This window comes from Kitasatospora sp. NPDC038210 (assembly GCF_055600605.1).
The window spans coordinates 197,932-220,167 of sequence record NZ_JBVJYK010000011.1 but is presented as its reverse complement, the minus strand read 5'-3'; the positions used below and the strand labels follow the sequence as shown (position 1 = coordinate 220,167).

The 22,236-nt window shown below is 75.2% G+C and carries 16 protein-coding genes; 12 read left to right on the top strand and 4 right to left on the bottom strand.

The features are described from left to right. Positions 1 to 46: 46 nt before the first annotated feature. Entirely contained in the window at positions 47 to 1,246 is a 1,200-nt protein-coding gene (locus tag ACZ7KX_RS23225; protein WP_470328118.1) for an FAD-dependent monooxygenase, read from the bottom strand. A 184-nt stretch (positions 1,247 to 1,430) separates the two neighbouring features. Between ACZ7KX_RS23225 and ACZ7KX_RS23220 the strand changes: the two genes are divergently transcribed. Then, a complete protein-coding gene (locus ACZ7KX_RS23220; RefSeq protein ID WP_470328117.1) occupies positions 1,431 to 2,021 on the top strand; it encodes a TetR/AcrR family transcriptional regulator in 591 nt (196 codons plus the stop codon). Positions 2,022 to 2,238: 217 nt separating this feature from the next. Next, entirely contained in the window at positions 2,239 to 3,855 is a 1,617-nt protein-coding gene (locus tag ACZ7KX_RS23215) for an alpha/beta hydrolase (protein ID WP_470328116.1), read from the top strand. 287 nt (positions 3,856 to 4,142) lie between these two features. Here the strand turns inward: ACZ7KX_RS23215 and ACZ7KX_RS23210 are convergent, their stop codons facing one another. Next, complete coding sequence (locus ACZ7KX_RS23210) at positions 4,143 to 4,877, bottom strand: ABC transporter ATP-binding protein (RefSeq protein WP_470328115.1); 735 nt, start codon at positions 4,875 to 4,877, stop codon at positions 4,143 to 4,145. A 408-nt stretch (positions 4,878 to 5,285) separates the two neighbouring features. On the opposite strand from ACZ7KX_RS23210, the gene ACZ7KX_RS23205 reads away from it, so the two are divergent. The 3 genes from ACZ7KX_RS23205 (at position 5,286) to ACZ7KX_RS23195 (ending at position 12,584) form a co-directional block, all read left to right on the top strand. Further along, complete coding sequence (locus ACZ7KX_RS23205; RefSeq protein WP_470328114.1) at positions 5,286 to 8,582, top strand: FtsX-like permease family protein; 3,297 nt, start codon at positions 5,286 to 5,288, stop codon at positions 8,580 to 8,582. Beyond that, on the top strand, positions 8,579 to 11,392 hold the full coding sequence (locus ACZ7KX_RS23200) for a hypothetical protein (RefSeq protein ID WP_470328113.1): 2,814 nt from the start codon (positions 8,579 to 8,581) through the stop codon (positions 11,390 to 11,392). The genes ACZ7KX_RS23205 and ACZ7KX_RS23200 overlap by 4 nt, the downstream gene beginning before the upstream one ends. A 202-nt stretch (positions 11,393 to 11,594) precedes the next feature. Beyond that, positions 11,595 to 12,584 (top strand): ABC transporter ATP-binding protein, encoded by a 990-nt coding sequence (locus tag ACZ7KX_RS23195; RefSeq protein ID WP_470328112.1) that lies wholly within the window; start codon positions 11,595 to 11,597, stop codon positions 12,582 to 12,584. A 24-nt stretch (positions 12,585 to 12,608) separates the two neighbouring features. Here the strand turns inward: ACZ7KX_RS23195 and ACZ7KX_RS23190 are convergent, their stop codons facing one another. Both ACZ7KX_RS23190 and ACZ7KX_RS23185 read right to left on the bottom strand, forming a co-directional pair. Beyond that, the gene (locus ACZ7KX_RS23190) at positions 12,609 to 12,791 is read right to left on the bottom strand and encodes a hypothetical protein (RefSeq protein WP_470328111.1); all 183 of its coding nucleotides are present in this window, start codon (positions 12,789 to 12,791) and stop codon (positions 12,609 to 12,611) included. 149 nt (positions 12,792 to 12,940) lie between these two features. Next, positions 12,941 to 14,533, bottom strand: a complete 1,593-nt coding sequence (locus ACZ7KX_RS23185) for an AMP-binding protein (RefSeq protein WP_470328110.1) — start codon at positions 14,531 to 14,533, stop codon at positions 12,941 to 12,943. A 259-nt stretch (positions 14,534 to 14,792) separates the two neighbouring features. Between ACZ7KX_RS23185 and ACZ7KX_RS23180 the strand changes: the two genes are divergently transcribed. The 7 genes from ACZ7KX_RS23180 (at position 14,793) to ACZ7KX_RS23150 (ending at position 22,175) form a co-directional block, all read left to right on the top strand. After that, entirely contained in the window at positions 14,793 to 15,482 is a 690-nt protein-coding gene (locus ACZ7KX_RS23180; protein ID WP_470328109.1) for an AAA family ATPase, read from the top strand. A 436-nt stretch (positions 15,483 to 15,918) separates the two neighbouring features. Then, positions 15,919 to 16,956 (top strand): helix-turn-helix domain-containing protein, encoded by a 1,038-nt coding sequence (locus ACZ7KX_RS23175; protein ID WP_470328200.1) that lies wholly within the window; start codon positions 15,919 to 15,921, stop codon positions 16,954 to 16,956. Between the two features lie 153 nt (positions 16,957 to 17,109). Then, complete coding sequence (locus ACZ7KX_RS23170) at positions 17,110 to 17,700, top strand: RICIN domain-containing protein (RefSeq protein ID WP_470328108.1); 591 nt, start codon at positions 17,110 to 17,112, stop codon at positions 17,698 to 17,700. Between the two features lie 222 nt (positions 17,701 to 17,922). Then, positions 17,923 to 18,675, top strand: a complete 753-nt coding sequence (locus tag ACZ7KX_RS23165) for a thioesterase II family protein (protein WP_470328107.1) — start codon at positions 17,923 to 17,925, stop codon at positions 18,673 to 18,675. A 93-nt stretch (positions 18,676 to 18,768) separates the two neighbouring features. Then, complete coding sequence (locus ACZ7KX_RS23160; RefSeq protein ID WP_470328106.1) at positions 18,769 to 20,013, top strand: styrene monooxygenase/indole monooxygenase family protein; 1,245 nt, start codon at positions 18,769 to 18,771, stop codon at positions 20,011 to 20,013. Positions 20,014 to 20,228: 215 nt separating this feature from the next. After that, on the top strand, positions 20,229 to 20,636 hold the full coding sequence (locus ACZ7KX_RS23155) for an archease (RefSeq protein WP_470328105.1): 408 nt from the start codon (positions 20,229 to 20,231) through the stop codon (positions 20,634 to 20,636). Positions 20,637 to 20,747: 111 nt separating this feature from the next. Further along, positions 20,748 to 22,175, top strand: coding sequence for an RtcB family protein (locus tag ACZ7KX_RS23150; RefSeq protein WP_470328104.1), 1,428 nt, complete (start codon positions 20,748 to 20,750; stop codon positions 22,173 to 22,175). The last annotated feature ends 61 nt before the right edge of the window (positions 22,176 to 22,236 follow it).

Below are 22,236 nucleotides of genomic sequence, written 5' to 3'. Positions count from 1 at the left end.
GCGGGGGCCGGACCTTGCCCGGGCGGCACGGAGCCCGGGCCGGGACCTACAGGGCCCGTCCGGACGGGCCCTGGGCGGCGCGGGGCGCGATCCGGGGCGGCGTCCAGTCGGCGTGCTTCAGGACGGTGCGGACCATCACGCCGGGCGGGGTGAGCCGGATCGCGGCGTTGCGCAGGCCGACCGCCAGCGGGTTCGCGAGCTGCTGGCCCATCCGGCCGGCCCGGCGGGCGTCGCGGGCGACGGTCTGGCTGCGCGGCCGTCGGACCGCGTCGTAGCGGGCGAGCGCGTCCTCGACCGTCCGCTCACCGGCGAGGGCCGCCGCCAGGGTCACCGCGTCCTCCAGGGCCTGGCAGGCGCCCTGGCCGAGGTGGGGCGTCATGGCGTGCGCGGCGTCGCCGAGCAGGGCGATCCGGCCCGCGACGTACGAGGGCAGCGGGGTGGCCAGCTCGTGGACGTCGTGGTGCAGCACCGCCTCCGGGCGGGTGGCGGCGAGCAGTGCGGGCACCGGCTCGTGCCAGCGCCCGAAGCGGCGACTGACCTCCGTCAGCGGGTCGCGGTAGCGGACCCCGGCCGGGGCGTTGAGGACGGCGTGCCACTCGGCCGTGCCGTCCGGGAAGGCGATGTGGCCGAACTCGGCGCCGTGGCCCCAGCTGAGCTCGAAGTCGGCGGACAGTCCGTCGACCGGGCGCTCGGTGATCGCCCGCAGCACCGTCGAGCCGCTGTACACCGGTCCGGGGTGGGCGGGGAAGAGGCGGCGCCGGATGCGACTGTTGATCCCGTCGGCCGCCACGAGCAGGTCGGCGTCCAGGGTGGTGCCCCCGTGGGCGACCCGGACCCGGGAGGGGTGAGAGGTGTCCGGGTCGGTCACCTCGGCTCCGACCAGCAGGGACCCGGCCGGCAGGGCCTCGCGCAGGATCCGGTGCAGGGCGGCGCGCGGAATGCCCACGATCGGCGCGCCCAGCTCCCGCTCCAGCGCCCGCCCGTCCATCACCGCCAGCCGACGGCCGTCCGGCGTGCGGGTGCCGCCGGTGTACTGGCGGCGCGAGGCCGCCTCGACCGCGGCGCCGACACCCAGGGCGGCGAGCGCGCGCATCCCGTTGGCGGCCAGGGAGATGCCGGCCCCCGCGTCGTCCAGGACGGCCGCCCGCTCGACCACGGTCACGTCCCACCCCGCCAGCCGGAGTCCGATCGCGGCTGCCAGCCCGCCGATCCCGCCCCCGACCACCACTGCGCTGCTGCTGCCCATGCCCGGCCCTCCCGTGCCACACGCTGCTTTCTACAGATGTAGAAGGAGCGTACTACGGGCCCCGGGAGCCTCGGAGCGGCCGGGGAGGGCCGCAGCGTGGGCCGGTGCCGGACCCACGGGCAGGACCGGGACCGCCGTGCGGCGGCGGTACGGGCCCCGGGGGTGGTGCCGGTAGAAAGGGGGGATGCGCAGAGACGAGGAGCAGGGGCGGCCGGACCGGCGGACGGTTCTGGCGGACGCGGCGATCGGGGTGCTGGCGGACCTGGGGGTGCGCGGGCTGACCCACCGGGCGGTGGACGCGGCGGCGGGGCTGCCGACCGGCACCACCTCGGCGTACCTGCGGACCCGGCAGGCGCTGCTCACCGCGCTGGTGCGCCGGCTCGTGGAGCTGGACCAGGGGGAGCTGCAGGTCATGGGTGAGCTGCTGCCCGTCCGCACCGTGGAGGAACTGGTCGACGGAATCCGCGAGTTGATGAGGCGTCGACTGTCCGGGGAGGGGCGGCGGCGCTCGCTGGCGCGGTACGCGTGCGCGGTGGAGAGCGTGCGCGATCCCGAACTGCGGGAGATCCTCGTGCCGCGGGAGAACGCGGGCCGCGCCGCTGTCCGGGCCTTCCTCGCCGAGCGGGGCGTGTCGGACCCGGACGGACGGACCGCCACGCTGCTCGCCTGCATCGACGGTCTGGTCTTCGACCGCCTGGTGGGCGCGGGAGAGCCCGGGGCCGACGAGATCCGGGGGCTGGTGGCGGCCGCGCTGCGCGGGGCGGCCGCGGTCTGACCCCGCCCTCGCCCCCGCCCCCGTGCTCGGCGGCGGCCGCGCGGATCGACCTCGATTGACCAATCATCAGGTCAACCAACCGTCAAGTCGGTTCATTCACAGAATAATCTGCGGCCAACGGAATGGTGTGCGGAGAATTTGCGCTGCCCCGAGGTCTTCACACGGAGATCTCCGACTGACAGTCTGGGGCAGCCCTTTTCAGGACCGAGGAGGTTCCTTGTCCCGCATATCCACGATGGCCGGAGCGGTCGCCTGCGCCCTCGCACTTGTCACCGGTTCCGCCGTCGCCGCGTCGGCGGCGTCGGTCGACCAGGCCCCGGGTCCGGCCGAGGCGAAGGTCGACCCCGTTGCCTGGACCCCGTGCAACCCCGACCCGAGCAAGCCGGACCCGGGCATCTACGACTGCGCCGTCTACCCCGTGCCGCTGGACTACGACAACCCGTCGGGCGAGAAGATCGGCATCGCGATGATGCGTCGCCGGGCGAGCGACCCGTCGAAGCGGATCGGCTCGCTGTTCCTCAACCCGGGCGGCCCGGGCGGCAGCGGCTACCTGTGGGCGACGACCAGCCGCTTCGGCCCCGAGGTGCAGGCGAAGTTCGACCTGGTCGGCTTCGACCCCCGCGGCGTGGCCCGGAGCAACCCGCTCAAGTGCTTCAAGACCCAGGAGGACGCCGACGCGGTCAACAACCGCATGGTCGGCGTTCCGGTCACCAAGGCCGAGGTCAACGAGACGCTGGACGCGGACCAGGACTACACGGACGCCTGCAGCAAGAACGCCGGCCCGCTGATCGAGCACATGTCGACCATCAACGTGGTGCGCGACCTCGACCGGATGCGCCGCGCCGTCGGTGACTCCCAGCTCACCTTCGCCGGCTTCTCCTACGGCACCCTGATCGGTTCGACGTACGCGAACATGTACCCGAACAAGGTCCGCGCGGTCATCATCGACGGCAACGTCGACCCCAACCTGCGCCTGCACAACGGCCTGGAGTACGACCGCCAGCGCGCGGGCGGCTTCGAGCTGGCCCTGGACGAGTTCCTGAAGCGCTGCCAGGCGGCCGGCGCCCCGCGCTGCGCCTTCGGCGAGGGCGACACCCGGGCCAAGTTCGACGAGCTCCGCGACCACCTGCGGACCAGCCCGATCACGCTGGCGAACGGCACCAAGGTGACGCTGTCCAGCTTCACCAGCGAGGTCGCCGGCGCGCTGTACTCGCAGGCCAAGCTGGCCCCGCTGGCCAAGTCGCTGCAGGCGACGTACCAGGTGCTGCAGAAGCCGAACGCCGCCACCCTGCTGGCCCCGAAGGCGAACGTCGCGGAGGAGGACGCCAACCTCCTCACCGTGAACCTGCCGCGGGCGCTGCGGGAGGCCCCGGCGGACTCCGAGTACACCGCCGACGACTCCTACATGGGCGTCAACTGCCAGGACAAGCCGTACCCGTCGAACGACCGGGTGTTCGCCAACGTGGCCAAGACCTGGGAGCAGGAGTCGCCGACCTTCGGCCGCTACCAGGCCTTCGACGCGCCCGCATGCGCCAGCTGGCCGGCCCCGGCCCGGGACGCCGAGCGCTTCTCCGGCCCGTGGAACAAGAAGACCTCCAACACCGTGATGGTCATCGGCAACCTCTACGACCCGGCGACCCAGTACAAGTTCGCGCAGCGGATGCAGCAGGAGCTGGGCAACGCGGTGCTGGTCAGCGTCGACTCGATCGAGCACTGCGCGGTCGGCCGGAGCAAGGCGCTGAACGACCTGGTCACCCGCTACCTGGTGGACGGCACCGCTCCGAAGCCGGGCCAGCTGCTGAAGCCGGACGCGGAGATCTTCCCGGCGGTCTGAAGGCCCGGAAGTGTGAGGGCATGAGAATCCCGGGGCCTCACGAATCGAGGTGACGGTTGTGGTGGTCGGCGGGCGCCGGCCACCACAACCGTTTTTCCGGCCCGGAGCGCTCCCGGAACTCCCTGAACTCCCCGAGCTCTCGGGGAAATCAGCGGAAGATCGCCGTCGAACATCCGGAGGGAAGGGGTGACGAATCGTCACACCCTCTCCCCGCAGCTCTTCCCCGGTCGAATTGCCGGGTCGGCACACGAACCAGCCGGCTGCCGATCGGATCGGATTCCCGCGATTTACGCGGCCTGCTCCGACTCCGCCTCGACGATCCGCCCGTCCCGGAGCTCGATCACGCGGTCGGCGAGTTCCATCAGCGTCGGGTCGTGGGTGGCGACCAGCACCGTGACGCCCTCGCTGCGCACCACCGCGCGCAGCAGCTCCATGATCGAGCGGCCGGTCTCCGAGTCCAGCTGGCCGGTCGGCTCGTCGGCGATGATCAGGCCCGGATCGTTGGCCAGCGCGCGGGCGATGGCGACGCGCTGCTGCTGGCCGCCGGAGAGTTCGCCGGGGCGCTGGTTGGCGTGGTCGGCCAGGCCGACCAGGGCCAGCAGGGTGTGTGCCCGCTCCTCGCGCTCGGCCGCCGCGACCTTGCGCAGCCGCATCGGCACGCCGACGTTCTCGGCGGCGGTGAGCATCGGGATCAGCCCGAAGGACTGGAAGACGAAGCCGATCCGTTCCCGCCGCAGGGCGAGCCGTCCGTCCTCGTTCAGCCCGCCGAGGTCGATGCCGTCGAGGGAGATGCCGCCGGCGGTGGGGGAGTCCAGGCCGCCGACCAGGTTGAGCAGGGTGGTCTTGCCGGAGCCGGAGCGGCCCTTGAGCGCGGTGAGTTCGCCGCGGCCGATCGTGAAGGAGACGCCGCGCAGGGCGTGCACGGCCCGCTCGCCGGTGCCGAAGCTGCGTCGGAGATCGGTCACGGCCACCATCGGCGCGATGGTCGTGGCGGTGACGGTGGCGGCCTGGTCCTGCGTCATGCGTCGTCCCCCCAGTGGGCGTGGTTGCCCGGTTCCGTTCGGCTCTACGGGTGCGGCGGCTCCGCGGGTTCAGGATTCCGGGAACGGAATCCGTGCGGACGGAGTGTGCGTCGGCCGAAGGAGCGTGACGGAGCCGGAGTTGTGAAGTGTGCATGGCATTTCAGTGGGGCATCCCGGCCGGGATGCTATCAATGATGGAATTTGCTCACTGCTTACTTGATTCGCGCAAGTCCCTTCCGTTCCTGGACTGTTTCTGACAGCATCGTCCGCTATCCGGTGATCGAATGCCGGTGATCAATGCGCCGGTGTGCCCTCGAAGTGTCCGCCCGTGGCCGATTTGTGCCCGGAACGGATCGATGGGCGGGGCCGGTCGACGCTACCGGGGACGTGATCCGGGGGAGGAACTCGATGCTCGGCTTCGTCGTGCGCAGACTGCGCGGACGACTGCCGCTGGCTGCTGCCGTCCTGTTGACGGTACTGATCACCACGGCGGTGCTGACCGCCCTGGTGACCTTCAACAGCGGCGTCGGTCAGGCGGGTCTGCGGCAAACGCTCCAGGGGCCGGGCCATGCCCGGACCACCGTGGTGGTGACCGCCGAACACGGCCTCGAAGAACGGCAGAAGGACGAGGAGGCACTCGCCTCCTACCGGCAGAAGCTCTTCGGCGGGCTGCCCGTCCACACCGACAGCCTGCTGCGCAGCCGCTCCTACGGCCTCCCGGGCGGCGGCGGCGACGCCGCCCCGGCCGGAAGCGCGACGGCCGGTCAGTCCGGCGCGGCCAAGGTCGACCTGACGGTCCTCGCCGATCTCGACCGCACCCGGGTGCGGCTCACCGCCGGCGCCTGGCCCGAGGCCGTCGGCGAGCCCGTCCGGTCCGCCGCTCCGCAGGTCGCCGTCCCACAGGCCGTGCTGGCCCGCCTCGGCCTGACGGCCCAGGCCCTGCCCACGGACGTCCGGCTCGCCGACCGGGTGGACGGCAAGCCGCTGACCGTCCGGATCACCGGCACCTACCGGGCCGCCGACCCGTTCGCCCCGTACTGGCACATCGACCCGGTCGGCGGTCACGAGATCCAGACCGGCGGGTTCACCACCTACGGCCCGATGCTGGTCGACCCGAGTGCCTTCACCGCGGGCGGTCTGCCGCAGAGCAGCCGCGGCTGGCTGCTCGACGCCGACTTCGCGGGCGTCGACCAGGGCGCGGCCGAGGCCATCGGCGGCCGGGCCCAGCTCCTGGCCGACGATCTGCGGAAGACCTCCGGTCTCGCCGCGACCACGGAACTCCCGGATGTGGTCCGTGAGCTGAGCGCCAGTCTGATGGTCGCCAGGTCGACCCTGCTGATCGGCGCCCTGCAACTCGCCGTGCTCGCCGCGGCGGCCCTGCTGCTGGTCGTCCGGCTGATCTCGGCGCGCCAGGAGCGGGAGAACGAACTGCTCGCCGCCCGCGGCGCCTCCGGCAGCCGGCTCGGCGGCTTCACCGCCCTGGAGTCGGTGCTGCTCGCCCTCCCCGCCGCGGTGCTCGCCCCCGTGCTCACACCGTTCCTGGTCCGCGTCCTGGCCGGCCTAGGCCGGTCCCACCAGGTCGCCCTGGACACCCAACTGCGCTGGACGCTCTGGCCGGTGGCCCTGGTCTGCGCCGTCGGCTGCGTCGTCCTGGCCACCGTGCCGAGCCTGCTACGCGGCGCCGGCGCCGCCCTGCGCCGCCGGGCCGGCCGCCGCCAGGCGGTGGTCTCCGGCATCGCCCGCAACGGCGGTGACCTCGCGGTGCTCGCCCTGGCCGCGCTCGCCTACCAGCAACTCGACCAGTACGGCGGCGGGCTGTCCGCCGACTCCTCCGGTGACCTCGGCGTCGACCCGCTGCTGGTCGCCACCCCCACCCTGGCACTGTGCGCGGGCACCCTGATCGTGCTGCGGCTGCTGCCCGTGGTCGCCCGGCTGGGCGCCCGGGTCGCCGCCCGCGGCGACGGCCTCGGCCCGGCCATGGTCGGCTGGCAGCTGGCCCGTCAGCCCGCCCGGGCCACCGGACCCGTGCTGCTGCTGGTGATGGCCGTGGCCACCGGAGTGCTCGCGCTCGGCCAGCACGCCACCTGGACCGCCTCCCAGCGCGACCAGGCTTCCTTCGACACGGCCGGCGGCCTGCGCGTCTCCGCCGCGCGCACCTCGCTGATGGGCCAGGGCGGCCACTACGACGCACTGCCCGGCGGCGACCGGCTGATCCCGGTCGACCGCGAGGAGCAGACGCTGTCGAACGGCACCGGCCAGATCCTCGCGGTGGACTCCGCCGCCCTCGCCGGCCGCGTCCCGTACCGCGCCGACCTGCTCGGCGGGGCCGACCCGGCGAAGGTGTTCGGCACGCTCGCCCAGCCCGCGCCGACCGGCGCGCAGGCCGGCGTCCCCCTGCCCGGCCGTCCGTTGCGGATCGACGCCGACCTGGCCGTCCGGCAGGTGTTCGACACCAGCAGCGCGCGCCCGCCGCTCCCGTCCCCGCCGGAAGTGACGCTGCTGCTGCGGGACCGCTTCGGCTACGTCCACAAGGCCCCGTTCGTCGACCTCCCGGTCAGCGGCGAGCAGCGCGCCTCGGCCCCGCTGAGCGCGCTCGTCGACGCCCCGGTGGGCGCCGTCGCCGCGCCGCTGACCCTGGTCGGGGCGACCGTCTCCTTCGGCGACCGGGTCGTCGGAGAGGTGACCGTCGGCCGACTGGCCGTCTCGGACAGCGCGGACGGGCCCGCGACCGACGTCCCGGTGCCGGCCGGCCTCTCCTGGAAGGGGGGCGTCGTCGACGGACCGACCCTGCGGCCCGGAGCCGCGCCGCCCGTCACCGTACGGCCCGAACCGGCCGACGCCGCGCGGCTGATCACCGTCGGCTACGCCTCGGAGAAGGTCCCCCTGCGGGCCGTCGTCGGCATCGCGGGAGCGGAGGCGCCGAACGTCCTGAGCGGCGTCGCCACCCGGGACTACCTGAAGCTCGTCGGCGCCTCGGTCGGCGACGTCGTCCGGGTGCCGATCGCCGGCGCCGTCGTCCAGGTCAGGATCACCGGGGCGGTCCCGGCCGTGCCGGCGACCGGGCCCGACGCCCTGGTCGTCGACCTGGCCACCACCGCGCGCCTGTTGGCCGCCCAGGGCCGCAGCCTGCCCAGCCGCGCCGAGTGGTGGCTGCCCGCCGCCGCGCCGGGCGACCGCGCCCCGGCCGAGCTGGCCGCCGCGCTGCGGGCCGCCCCGGGCTCCCAGGACGTCCGGCTGTACGACGAGGTCTCCGAGGGGATGCTCAGCGACCCGGTGGGCGCCGCCCCGCAGAACGCGCTGATGGCCATCGCGCTGGTCACCGCCCTGCTCGCCGCGATCGGCTTCGTCGCCGCCGTGGCCGGCTCCGCCCACGAGCGCGCCCGGGACTCCGCGCTGCTGCTCGCCCTGGGCGCGCCGCGCAAGCAGGTCACCCGCACCGTCGCCGCCGAACAGGCGCTGCTGGTCGGACTCGGCGGGGTCGTCGGACTGGCCCTCGGCGCCCTGCTCGTCCACCTGATCGTCCCGTTCGTCGTCCTGACGCCCGCTGCCCGCCGCCCGAGGCCCGAGGCGCTGATCACTCTGCCCGTCGGCCAGGCCCTGCTGTTCGCGGCGGCGATCGCCGCCGCCCCGCTGCTGTCGGCCTTCCTCATCGGACGTCGCCGTCGAGACGTGGCCAACCGGCTGCGCCACGTGGAGGAGATGTGACCACCCCGGCCGGCACCCGCGTGCCCACCACCGACACCGCCCACCGCCCCGCCGGCTGGGTCCGCACCAGGCTGCGGGCGAACCCGCTCGCCGCGCTGCTCATGGCGGCCCTCACGCTCGTCACCGTGTTCCTGGCCGCGGCCTTCCCCCGCATCGCGGACCGCGGCGCGGACGCGGCGCTCCAGGACTTCGTCCGTCAGAAGGGCCTCGTCCAGAGCAGCCTGCAGACCACCTCCAAGGTCCTCGCCGACGACGACGCCGGAAAGCTCGACCGGGTGCAGCAGACCCTGGTCGAGACGATCGGCCGTGCGCTCACGCCGGCCCGGTCGGGCGAGGCCTACGGCGCCCGCGCCCTGAGCCCCCGCACCATGGGCAACCCGGGGTACGCCCGGATCGCGGAGAAGGACCTCCCGGACCTCAGCCTGCTCTACCTGCACGATCTGCCGGGCCGGGCCACCCTCACCGACGGCACCTGGCCGACCCCCGGCTCCGCCGGCGCCCCGCTGCCGATCGTGATCAGCAAGAAGGCCGCGGAGACGATCCGGATCAAGCTCGGCGACGTCATCGACAACGGCGAGGAGGGCTCGGGCGTCAAGCGGACCACCGTGGTGGTCGGCTTCTACCAGGCCAACGACCCCCTGGACCCGTTCTGGGAGGACCTCGGCTGTTCGGTCCGCGCCTGCCTGCGGACCGACCCCGACCACGAGCACTGGACGACCAGCGGGTTCGTCGACGGCGCCAGCCTGCCCGCGATGGCGCACTGGGGTTCGAGCGCCGAGATCTTCTGGCGGCTGCCCGTCGACCCCGCGTCGCTGCACGCCGACCGGATCGACCGCACCCGCAGCGCCATCAGCTCCCTCCTGACCGGCCGCGACGCCACCGCCCTGGTCGGTGCGACCGGGCGCACCGACCTGCACACCAGCTCCAACCTGCCGGAAATCCTCAGCCGGGCGGACGCGCGCTACCGGGCCGCGCTGCCGCTCAGCGCGATCGGCCCGGCCGGCGTGGCGGGCGTCGCCACCGTGGTGCTGTTCCTGGCCGCCGCCCTCACCACCGACCGGCGCACCGCCGAGATCAGGCTGCTCCGGGCCCGCGGCGGTTCCGCCGCCGGGGTGCTGCGACGGCTGATCGGCGAGGGCGCCGTCACCGTCCTGCCGGCCGCCGTGCTCGGAACGGCCCTCGCCCTGGTGCTGCTGCCCACCCCCCGCTGGGACCGCTCGGTGCTGACGGCCCTGGTCGCGACCCTGATCGCGCTGCTGGCCTTCCCGGCCCGCACGGCCCTGCTGTGGGCGCGCCGACGGGCGGCCGGCGGCCGACGCCGACTGGTCGGCGAACTCGCCGTCCTGGCGGTCACCGCCGCGGCCGTGGCGGAGGTCCGACGCCGGGGCGTCGGCACCGGCGCCGACGCCGGCGTGGATCCGCTGCTGGTCGCCGCCCCGCTCCTGCTCGCCGTCACCGGCGGGCTGCTGCTGGCCCGGATCGAACCGGTGCTGGTCGGCCGGCTGGCGGCCCTGGCCGGCCGCGGCCGCAGCCTGATCGGCTTCCTCGGCCTGGCCCGGGCCGCGCGTGACAGCTCGGGCCGCCGCAAGCCGTCCGTACTGCCGCTGCTCGCCCTGCTGATCGCCGTCACCACGACCGGCTTCGGCGCCACCGTGCTCGACACCGTCGACCACGTGCGGACCCGCGCCGCGCGCATCGCCACCGGCGGGGACATCGGCGTCTCCCTCCCGGGCTACGCCGGCCTGACCGACGAGTTCACCAAGACCGCCGGCGCCCTGCCGGGCGTCCGCGCCTCGACCGCGGTCTGGGTCGAGCCCAAGACCCGCATCCTCGGCGCCGACCAGACCTACACCGAGGCCTACCTGGTGATGGTCGTCGATCCGGCGGCGTACGCCGAGATCGCCCGGACCCTGGGAGCCGGCGAGTTCGACCCGGCGAAGCTGGCCGGGGCGGCCGGCGGCCGGGACACCCCGGTGCCCGCCCTGGTCAGCCGCGACCTCGCCAAGCGCCTGGCCGAAGGGTCCTCCCAGGTGCGCACGCCCAACGGCAACGACCTGCGCCTCACCGTCGCCGCGACGGTCGGCGCCACCCCCGCGCTGCCGGACCCCGGAAAGCCCTTCGTGGTCGTTCCGGCCGGCCCCGCCTGGGAGCGACTGCCGGACGCCAGGCGGGTGAACCAGTGGTTCGCCGTCGGCGACGTCGACCCCGAAGGGGTCAGGACGGCCCTGCGGGACAACAGCGGGGCCCGGCCGGTCGGTCTGGCCAAGCTGATCGCGGACGACGCCGCGGCCGGCGGCAAGGCCACCCACGGCCTGCCCGCCGGATACACGGTGCACAGCAGCCGGGAGACCGCCGCCGCCCTCGGCGACGACCCGCTGCAGCACGCCGCCGGGCGGCTGTTCTGGTACGCGGCCGCCGCCGGAGCCGGGTACGCCCTGCTCGCCGTCCTGCTCACGCTGTTCCGGGCCGCGCCCGACCGCACGGCCGTGCTCGCCCGGCTGCGCACCATGGGCCTGCGGCCCCGTCAGGGCCTGGCACTGATCGTCATCGAGGCGTTGCCGCAGACCCTGGCGGCGGCCATCGGCGGCGGGCTGGTCGCGGTGGCGGCGGTCGCCCTCCTGGGCGGCGGCTTCGACATCTCGACGCTGGTCGGCGCCAGGGTCGGGGAGGTCATCACCCCCGCGCTGATGCCGGTGCTGCTGCCCACCGCGGGCCTGGCCCTGCTGGTCGGCCTCGGGGTGGTGCTGGAGACGCTGATCGCCGGCCGACGCCAGATCGCCACCGAGCTGCGGGCGGGGGAGCAGGCGTGACGGCGGAACCCGCGGCGCGGGCCGCGACGGTGGAGAACGCCGGGAGCCGGCCCGGTCCCGGGGGCCGACGGACCGTCCGGGCCGGCGGGACCGTCCTTACCCGCGGAACCGTCCGTACCCGCGAGACCGGCCGTGCCGGTGAAACCGTCCGAACCGGCGGAACCGTCGGTGGCAGCCAGACCGTCGAGACAGGAGACGAGCGGTGAACAGCACCCCCCAGGGGCCGACGGCCGTCGCGACCCCCAGCCTGCAGGAACTCCGGCAGCGGGCGCTCGCCGCCGCCTCGCCCAAGGCGTACGGCGAGGGCGCGGCCATCGTCTGCGACCGTCTGGTCCGGATCTTCAGCACCGAGGGCGTCGAGGTCCAGGCGCTCCAGGGCCTGGAACTGACCATCCGGCAGGGCGACCTGGTCGCCCTGGTCGGCGCCTCCGGCAGCGGCAAGTCCACCCTGCTCACCATCCTCGCCGGGCTGGACGTGCCGACCGCCGGCACCGCCACCGTGGCCGGCTGCGACCTGCTGGAGATGTCCGCCAAGGAGCGGCTGCGCTACCGGCGCGAGGTGGTCGGCTTCATCTGGCAGCAGACCGCCCGCAACCTGCTGCCGTTCCTCACCGCCGCCGAGAACATCGCTCTGCCCATGCAGCTCCGCGGCCGCCGGTCGGGCGCCGGTGGATCGAAGCAACAGGCCGCACGGGTAGCCGAGTTGATGGAGGCACTGGAGATCGGCGACCTCGCCCGCCGGCGCCCCTCCGAGCTCTCCGGCGGCCAGCAGCAGCGGGTGGCGATCGCGGTGGCGATGGCCAACAACCCGCCGGTGCTGCTCGCCGACGAGCCCACCGGTGAGCTGGACTCCGAGACCGCGGGAGTGATCTTCGAGGCCTTCCGCACCGTCAACCGCGAACTCGGCGCCACCGTCGTCATCGTCACCCACGACCCGATGGTGGCGGGCGAGGTGCGCCGCACGGTCGCCATCCGGGACGGGCGGACCAGCAGCGAGGTGCTGCGCCGCACCGTGACGGACGAGCACGGCGAGGAGTCGGTGAACGAGCGCGAGTACGTGATGCTGGACCGCACCGGACGGGTCCAGCTGCCGGTCAAGTTCCTGGAGGCGCTGGGCATGGAGCACCGCGTCGCGGTCGACCTCGCGGCCGACCACATCGAGGTGCGCCCGGACGACATCGCGGGGCACTGACCGCCCTCCGGCGGGTGGGCGCCGTCAGCCGTCGCCGCCCATCCGCCGGAAGAGGCCGCTGTCCTCGGCGTCCGCCCGGAGATCGGACGGCGCCTCCGGGGCGGCACGCTCGCCGCGGGGGGCGGCCGTGCACCGGGCGAAGACGATCAGGGCACTGGCCGCCACGGCGAGGATGCCCACTGCGGTCAGGACGCGGAGCCAGGTCAAGGTCGTGCCTCCTGGGGACGGTGCGGGGAACGTTGCCCGGGAGGTATCGGCAGGTGGGCCCGCACGGTCGAGTGCCCACGGACGGTTTTCCCACCGGGTGCCGCGCGAGAGGTCGCCCGCGTGGGCGCTCGGAGCACTCGCGGGGCGCGTCACGCTCCTTCGCACGCCCCTGCGGTGGCGGCGGCCCGGCCGGTGTCGCCGGCGTCCGTGCGGGCGCCGTCCGCCGTGCGGGCGTCGGTGTCCGTCAGGGCGCGCAGGAGGCCGAGGTCCGGCTTCCCGAGACCGTTCAACGGGATGGCGGGCAGCAGCAGGACGGTGTCCGGCGCGCACCGCGTGCCGCCGCGCTCCCGGCTCCAGCGCCGCAGTTGGTCCGCCGTCGTCCGGGAACCGTCCGCCAGGGCCACCGCCGCGTGGACGCGCTCCAGCCGGTCCGGGCCGGTGGTCGTGAACATCACCGCCTCCCGGACGTCCGGGTGGGCGCGCAGCGGCTCCTCCACCTCGCGAGGGAACACATTGTGCCCCTCGACGATCGCCATCGGATCCCGCCGCCCGGCCACCGTCAGATAGCCGGCCGCGTCCAGGCTGCCCAGGTCGCCGGTGTGCAGCCAGCCCTCGCGCAGCACCCGGGCGGTCGACTCCGGATCGCGCCAGTAGCCGACCATCGCGGTCGGCGTCCGGACGCAGATCTCCCCGGTCCGGCCGGACGGCAGCGGCGCACCCTCCTCGTCCAGGATCCGCACCCCGGTGTCCGGGTACGGGCGGCCGGCGGTGGACAGCAGCCGCGGGTCCAGGTGCTCGTCCGGGCTCAGCCGGGCGACCGGCCCGCACTCCGTCAGGCTGTAGGTCTGGTGCAGGACCCGGCCCAGCCGCCGGGTCGCCTCCGCCAGTCGCCGCGGCGACGGCGGGCAGCCGGTGTAGCCGACGCGCCGCAGACTGCCGGTGTCGGTCACGGGCAGCAGCGGGTGGTCCAGCAGCCGGTAGAGCAGGTGCGGCGGCAGGTACATCCGGGACACCCGGTACCGCTCCACCGCCGCCAGCACGGACCCGGCGTCGAACCCGTCCTGCAGCACCACCGTGCCGCCCGCGGCCAGTGCGAGGTCCGCCGTCGTCCCGCCGCCGTGGCAGAGCGGCGTGCAGAGCAGGAAGGTCGAGCCGGACAGCAGCGGTGGGCGCGGCGGCCGGGCGAAGCGGCGCAGCACGCCCTTCGGCCGGCCGGTGGTGCCGCCGGTGAAGCGCACCGCCATCACGTCCTCCGGCCGGTACCGGGGTTCGAGCGGGGCGGGGGAGCAGTCGGCGGCGAGGTCCAGCAGGTCCTCCCCGAGCCCCAGCGGCGCCGGGCCGAGGGCGAGGAGGCGGGCTCCGGGCACGGCGCGCGCGATCCCGTCGGCCGCGGCCCGGCAGCGCAGCGGATCGAAGACCAGCGCCGACGTCCCGGCGAACTCGGCCAGCGCCACCTGCTCCCGGACCGGCCCGTCCGGGTACGGCATGGCCACCCGGCAGCCCAGCAGGTTCGCCGACAGTCGGACCAGCAGCGCCTCCGGCCGGTTCCCGGCCAGCACCGTCACGCCGTCCCCGCGTCCCAGCCCGACCCGTGCCAGCGCCCGGGCGCCGCGGTGGACCGCGTCCAGACAGGCCTGCGCGGTGAGCGCGGTGCCGTCCCCGGAGCGGATCGCCACCCGCCCGGGATCCCGCGCCAGCCCGTCCAGCACCAGCCCGGTGTACGTCGGACCCGTCTCGGCCACGGCCCTGCCCCCTTTCTGAGGGTGCGTCAGCCTAGTGGAACGGCGGCCCCGGAGATGTACGGCGGTCGACCGGAACCCCACGAGCACCGCCGACCGGCCGGAGCCGGGTGCGCGGGCGCCGGGACCGCGGGCGACGGGCGCCGGGAGCGCGGGCGCCGTACGGGTACGGGTCCGGGCCGGTGGCGGGTACCTCGGGGGGCGGCCGGGCGGGCCGGCCGGGATTGTTAGGGTTCCCGGTCGGACGTGAACGGGGAGACCGGTGGGCAGCGGAGTGGATGTGGTCGTGGTGCCGCGCGGGGTGGTGGACCTGCGGGGCGAGGCCGGGGCGGGCTTCGTGGTGGCCTACCCGGCCGATGCCGTGGTGGTGGTGTCGGGCCTGCCGGGCGCCGGGAAGAGCACGCTGCTGCGCCGGTGGTCCGGGGCGGCGGTGCGCGCGGTGGACCCGCGGACGGTGCACGAGGCCTGCGAGGCGGTGATGCCGGCCGGCCTGCCGTACGCGGTGTACCGGCCGTGGGCGCGGCTGGAGCACTTCCGGCTGCTGCGCGCCTCGGTGCGGCGCGGCGGCCCGCTGCTGGTGCACGACTGCGGCAGCCGCGCCTGGATGCGGCGCTGGCTCGCCCGGGAGGCGGGCCGCCGGGGCCGCGAGCTGCACCTGGTGCTGCTGGACGTCGGCGCGGCCACCGCGCTGGACGGCCAGCGGGCCCGTGGCCGGCACGCCTCCGCCCGGGTGTTCGCCCGCCACCACCGGGGCCTGGAGCGACTGTTGGCCGCCTTCACCCGGCAGGCGCGGTCGGCCGGGCCGATGCCGACGCCCGAGGCCTCGTCCGTGCTGCTGCTGGACGCGGTCTCCCGGTCCCGGGCGGCGGCGGTGCGGTTCGGGGCGGACGACCCCGGCGCAGGCGCAGGCGCCGGTCGTGGCGGCGGCGGCGGGGTGCCGGGGGCGGGCTGACCCCAGCGGCGGGCGCGGCGCTCCGCCTCCGCGTGCCACCAGCCGGGCGGGGACGGTCCGTCGACGGTGGCGGAGGGCTGCTCGGGGTGGAGCCCGAGCGGGCGCAGCGACTCGGCGGCGACCTGGACCTCGACCCGGCACTGTCGGCGGCCGTCCGGGCCGGTCCCGCAGGTCAGGCCGTAGCGCACGGCGTCCTCGGAGAACGGCATCCAGTCGATGCCCCGGTCACGCAGTCAAGCGCGGACGGCGGCCGGCAGGGTGGGACGGCCGGGCAGGCTCCGGTGGGCGGCGACGGTGATCCACTCGGTGTCGGGCTCGCTCATGGGAGCCATGGTGCCACCGGTTCGGGCCGGAACGGGAGGGGATTCCCGGGGCAGGACCGGCGGTCACGCGGGTGTTCCCAAGCCCCGGGTGCCCTCCTAGCGTGGATCCGGTGATGGTCTATCTCCTGGGGGTGGAGGACCTCGCCGTCACCCGGTGCGGGTACTCCCCGTTGCACGAGACGGTGTGCAGCCTGCGACTGCGCGGCCGACCCGGCGGGTTCCCCGAGCAGCGCGGCTGGGCGGCCTCCTGGGCGCGCGACTACGCGGGCCTGGACACCGAACTGCTGGACGCCCTGGTGACGCCGAGGGGCTTCGCGCCGGACGTGCTGACCCCGCGCCCGCGCGGCTGCCGGCCCTGCATCCAGGACGAGTTGCCGCTGCTCGCCGCCGTGCCGCCCGACCGGCTGCCCGCCGGCTTCCGGACGGCCTACGCGTGCGACGGGAGCCCGCTGCCGCCGGTGCTCGACCTGCTGCTCGACGATCCGTACGCGCTGCGCGGCCGGCTGGTCTCCGCGCTCGGCGAGTACTGGACGCGCTGCCTGGAGCCCGCCTGGTGGCCGCGCGCCCGGACGGTGCTGGAGGCCGACCTCGCCTACCGGGGGCGGCGGCTCGCCGAGTGCGGCCCGGTCGGGCTCTTCGCCGACCTGGACCCGGGGGTCTCCTGGGCGGACGGCGCGCTGCGGATCCGCGGCGGCGCGCGCGGGGCGCCCGCGCCGGCCCGGCGGGAGCCGGTGGCCGGGCGCGGGCTGGTGCTGATGCCCACGCTGTTCGCCGACCGTGCGCTGTGCGAGGCCTCGTCGGGCGGCGCGCCGGTGGTGGTCTACCCGGCCCGGGGCCGCGGCACCATGGCCGAGGGGACCGAGGGGGTCGAGGGTCCGGACACCGGTGCGGCGGCGGCGTCGGCCGCGCTCGCGGACCTCATCGGCGTGCCCCGCGCCCGCGTGCTCGGCCTGCTCGACACGCCGACGACCACCACCGCCCTGGCCCAGCGGCTCGGGGTCACGCCGGGCGCGGTCAGCCGCCACCTCGGCGCACTGGCGGCGGCCGGGCTGCTGGAGCGCACCCGCAGCGGCCGGGCGGTGCTCTACCGGCGCTCCCCGCTGGGCGAGTCGCTGGCGGCCGGACCGGGGCGCTCCGGTCCGGCACCGTGACCCCGCTGCGGTGTCGACTCTCTTACTGCAAGCGACAATTGACCTGTACGGTCAAAGGATTCCGATGCCGTCGGCGCCCGCCTAGGTTGGGTGCCGCTCGTCCGCGCCACCGGGCAACCGGCCCGGTCGCGGTCCCATGCATCAGGGGGAACCATGCGTATCCGCACCACTGCCGCGGTGCTGGCCTCGGCCGCCGCGCTCGCCGTGCCGCTGCTGCCCACCGCCGCCTCGGCCGCCGCTCCCGCCGCGCCGGCCGACCGCCTGACGCTCGGGCAGGGCGCCGCGCGCACGTCCGGGGCGGCGCCCGCGCTCGCCAGCGGGTACATCCGCATCCACAGCCTCTACCAGGTCACCCCGGGCCAGTGTCTGGACGCGGACGCCAACGCCGGCGGCAACGGCACCAAGGTGCAGGTCTGGGGCTGCAACGGCACCACCCAGCAGGAGTGGATCTCCTGGGACGACTACAGCATCGAGAGCGTGCGGTTCCGGGGGATGTGCCTGGACGCGGACACCAACGGCGGCGGCAACAACGGCACCCGGATGCAGCTGTGGCAGTGCAACGGCAGCACCCAGCAGAAGTGGTTCATGCGCGCCAACGACCTGGCGATCTACAACCAGCGGTTCAACAACAACCTGAACACCGTGGTGGACCGCGACACCAACGTGCGCGGGGACGGTGCCTGGGCGCAGCTGTGGGCGAAGAACTTCCAGTCCCAGCAGTGGTGGCAGATCACCGGCGCCTGATCCCCGGGCCCGACGGCGCCTGATCCCGGGCCGGAGGAACGGGCACCGTGCCGGACGAACACCGTGCCGGAGGAACGGCGGGACACCGAACGGGTGTCCCGCCGCGTCGTCGATCGGCGCCGCCACGCCCGGCACGCGTGATCACCACAACACCCGCAGCCACCCCCCGCGCTGCCAGACTGGGGCCGGCAGATTCCGTCACGGAGAGAGGCCCCACCCCGCATGCCCAGCAGCGCCGCCGTCGACAACCCGTGGTTCCGCCGGTTCAACCCGTCCGACTCCGCGCCCGCCCGCGTCGTGGTCTTCCCGCACGCCGGTGGCTCGGCCAGCTACTACCTGGGGTACGCCAACGCGCTGGCACCGTACGCCGACGTGCTCGCCGTCCAGTACCCGGGCCGGCAGAACCGCTTCATGGAGCCGCCGATCAGCACGGTGGCGGGGCTCGCCGAGGAGCTGTACCGCGAGCTGCTGGACTGGACGGACCGGCCGCTCGTCTTCTTCGGCCACAGCATGGGCGCGGCCGTCGCGTTCGAGACCGCCCGGCGGTTCGAGCGCCACGGCGTGAAGGGCCCGGAGCGGCTGTTCGTCTCTGCCGGCCGCGCGCCCTCACTGCCCCGGGACAGCGAGATGTACAAGCTGCCGGACGACGAACTGCTCGCCAGGATCGTCGAACTCGGCGGCACGGACGAACGGATCCTCGACATCCCCGCGCTGCGGGAGCTGGTCCTGCCCGCCCTGCGGGCCGACTACACCGCCATCGAGACGTACCGCTGCGGCCCGGACGCGACCGTGTCGGTGCCGATCACCGGCCTGGTGGGGGAGAGCGACCCGAACGCCACGGCGGAACAGGTCGGGCAGTGGGACCGGCACACCACCAGCGGCTTCGACCTGCGGGTCTTCCCGGGCGGGCACTTCTACCTCGCCGACCGGATCCCCGAGGTCGTCCGGCTGCTCGTCGCCCACCTGCGCGGCTGAGCCCGCCGGACCGGTCCGTGCGGGTGACCGAAGCCGCCCGCTCGGCTACTGTGCGAGCTTGACGAGTCGTCAACGGACCACCGGGAGGCCGTGTTGCGCCGGATCGCCGTCGTCGGAGCCGGTCAGGCCGGCCTGCAGTTCGCGCTCGGGCTGGTGGCGGACGGGTACGAGGTGACGCTGGTCGCCGAGCGCACCCCGGAGCAGGTGCGCGGCGGGCGGGTGCTGTCCACGCAGGCGATGTTCGGACCGGCGCTGCGGCTGGAGGCGGCCGCCGGGCTGGACCTCTGGGCGGACCGGACGCCGGCCGTCTCCTCCGTCGACGCGGTGCTGGCGGCGCCGCCCGCCGTACGGGCGCTGGAGTTCACCATGACGCTCGACGAGCCCGCCCGGTCGGTGGACCAGCGACTGAAACTGGCGGGCTGGCTGGAGCTGCTGGCCGAGCGCGGCGCCCGGGTCGAGTACCGCTCGCTGGACCGGGAGGGCCTGCACCAACTGGCCCGTGGGCACGAACTGACCGTGGTCGCGGCCGGTCGCGGGGAGCTGGCCGGGATCTTCGGCCGTGACGCCGCCCGCTCGCCCTTCGACCGGCCGCAGCGGGTGCTGTCCTGCCTCTACGCGCACGGCGTCGGCGCGGCCGACCCGGCCGCCGCTCCGACCGCTCGGATGCACGCCCTGCCCGGCCTCGGCGAGCTGTACCTGCAGCCGGCGCTCACGTTCTCCGGCCCGTGCGCGATCCTGCTCTGGGAGGCGCTGCCCGGCAGCCCGCTGGACGCGTTCGGCGACGCCCCCGCGCCGGACGTCCAACTGGCCCGGATCCGCGCGCTGTTGGGCGAGTACCTGCCGTGGGAGGCGGAGCTCTGGACGGAGGCCGAGCCGACCGACGCCGGGGCCGGGCTCTTCGGCGCCGTCACCCCGACGGTCCGGCGCGCGGTGGCCGAGCTGGGCTCGGGCGTGGACGCGGTGCACGTGCTGGGCCTCGGCGACGCCGTGGTGGTGAACGACCCGATCACCGGCCAGGGCGCCAACAGCGCCGCCCGCGCGGCCGAGGCCTACCGGCGGGCCGTCGTCGAGCACGGCGACGCCCCGTTCACGGCCGACTGGATGTGCCGGACCGCCGAGCGCTTCTGGCAGCAACACGCCCGCCACACCGTCGAGTTCACGGCTGCGATGCTGACCGTGCCGGAGCACGTACAGGGCGTGTTCGCGGCCGCCGCGGCACACGAGGAGGTCGCCCGCCGGCTCGCCAACACCTACGCCGAGCCGAGCGACCACGCCGCCTGGCTGGCCACCCCCGAGCTGACCGCCGCCTACCTCGCCTCGTTCGGAGGCCCGCGGTAGGGGCCGTCCCCGGATCGCCCGCCCGACGGCCGCCGCGCCCCCGGTCCTGGCCCGCGGCCCCGGTCCCGGGGGTGCTTCCGTCCGCCGGGGACCGCCGCACTTGCCGCCGGACCGCCCGCGGGACGACGCTGGAGGGAGGACGGCAACGGGTGCGGGAGGCGTCGCTCGTGGACGGACGTGAGCCCGCCGGCCGGTCCGGGCGCGGTCACCGGAGTGTGCCGCACACGGCGGACCTGCGGGTGGAGGCCTGGGCGCCGACGGCCGAGGGCTGCATCGGCGAGCTGGTGCACGCCGTCGTGGGCAGCTTCGCCGACCTGACCGGCGCGCGGGTCGTCGGCGAGCGCGTCTGCACCGTCCTCGGGGTGAGCGACGCGGACCTGCTCGCCGGGGTCCTGGAGGAGGTCATCTACCGGATGGACGCCGACGGCGAACTGCCCGTCGCGCTGGCGATCGCCCGCATCGAGGGACTGGACGGCGCCCGGACGGTGGCGGTCCGGTTCCGGATGGCCGACGCCGCCACCGCCGTGCTGGTCGGCGCCGTGCCGAAGGCCGTTTCGCTGCACGACCTGGACCTGCGCGCCGGGCCGGACGGCTGGACCTGCCTGGTCACCGTGGACGTCTGAGCGGCTGAGCATCCGAACGGCAGGGACGTCCGAGCAGCCGATGCGGGAGCGCCTGAGCACCTGAGCACCGGGGTGCCGGAGCGTCCCGGAAGCGGGAGCGGGGTGAGCGAGATGCAGATCGCACTGACCGGGGCCGGCCACCACCGCTGGCGGATCGAGCCGCGCCCGCCGATGCGGGTGCCCGGGGTGGTGTTCGCCTCCGAGGCGCTGCTGCCGCAGGCCGGCGGCGACAAGGCCCTGGAGCAGGTGGCGAACGTGGCGACGCTGCCCGGGATCGTCCGCGCCTCCTACGCGATGCCCGACGTGCACTGGGGCTACGGCTTCCCGATCGGCGGGGTCGCGGCCACCGACGTCGACGAGGGCGGGGTGGTCTCGCCCGGCGGGGTCGGCTTCGACATCTCCTGCGGGGTGCGGCTGCTGGCGGCCGGCGTCACCCGGGACGAGCTCGACCACGAGCGGATCCGCCGCCTGATGGACCTGCTGGACAAGACCATCCCGCGCGGCCTCGGCCGGGGCGGCCTCTGGCAGCTCTCCGGACCGGAGGAACTGGACGACCTGCTGCTCGGCGGCGCCCGGTACGCCGTCGAGCACGGCCACGGCGTGCCGCGCGACCTGGAGCGCTGCGAGGACCGCGGGGTGCTGCACGGCGCGGCCCCCGGCGAGGTGAGCACCCGGGCCGTCGAGCGCGGGCTGCAGCAGGTCGGCAGCCTCGGCTCGGCCAACCACTTCCTGGAGGTGCAGGCCGTCGACCGGTTGTACGACCAGGACACCGCGGCCGCCTTCGGACTGCGGCCCGGCCAGGTCTGTGTCATGATCCACTGCGGCTCGCGCGGCCTCGGCCACCAGATCTGCACCGACCACGTGCGCGCCATGGACCGCGAACTGCACCGCTACGCGATCGACCTCCCGGACCGCCAACTCGCCTGCACCCCCGTCGACTCGCCCCGCGGCCGCGCCTACCTGGGCGCGATGACCGCCGCCGCCAACTACGGCCGGGCCAACCGGCAACTGCTCTCCGAGGCGGCCCGCCGGGCCTTCGCCACCGCGCTCGGCATCGGGCTGGAGCTGGTCTACGACGTCTCGCACAACCTCGCCAAGCTGGAGACCCACGAGGTGGACGGCGTCCCCCGGAAACTGTGCGTCCACCGCAAGGGCGCCACCCGCGCGCTGCCGCCCGGCGACCCCGACCTGCCCGCCGACCTCGCCGACGCCGGGCAGCCCGTGCTGGTGCCGGGCACCATGGGCACCGCCTCGTACGTCATGGTGGGGCTGCCGGACAACGAGGCCTTCCGTTCGGCCTGCCACGGCGCCGGGCGGGTGCTCAGCCGGCACCAGGCGCTGCGCACGGTGCGCGGCGAACGGCTCAAGAGCGACCTGGAGGCGCGCGGCATCGCGGTGCGCCCCGCTTCGTGGCGGGCCCTGGCCGAGGAGACGCCCGAGGCCTACAAGGACGTCGACGCGGTGGCCGCCGTCACCGAGGCCGCCGGGCTGGCCCGGAGGGTCGCGTGCCTGGTGCCGCTGGGCGTGTGCAAGGGGTGAGACGGCGCGGGCCGGCCCGGAACGGGCGTCCGACGGCAGCAGGAGTGGGTGCGGAGTCGGC